General features: G+C 28.6%; 1 protein-coding gene. It reads right to left on the bottom strand.

The features are described from left to right. Positions 1-15: 15 nt before the first annotated feature. Positions 16-241: hypothetical protein (locus CF394_RS16370; RefSeq protein WP_165767402.1), on the bottom strand; the 226-nt coding region annotated here is incomplete at its 5' end.

The following is a 241-nucleotide window of genomic DNA, read 5'->3' as shown; positions in this document are numbered from 1 at the left end:
TTTTAGTTGAGGTTATTATTTTTGGGTATTAAAATCTTTTTCGTTGAAATCAGGATTGTTAAAATCTCCGATTCTTACGATGATTTGCTGTGTATTTGGGCAGATTTCGCCTAACTGCTTAATATTTACAGTAAATGATTTTACTTTTTCGTTGAACGGAAAAATATGTCTTAAAGATTTTTTATCGGTAGTTATTTTTTCAGATTTGTCGCCAAAATCAATCTCATATTGATGTTTATCT

The organism is Tetzosporium hominis, from assembly GCF_002265435.1.
In the GTDB taxonomy this organism is placed as follows: domain Bacteria; phylum Bacillota; class Bacilli; order Bacillales_A; family Planococcaceae; genus Chryseomicrobium; species Chryseomicrobium hominis.
Note: the sequence above shows the minus strand (reverse complement) of the source record. Positions and strands in the feature narration are given on the sequence as shown.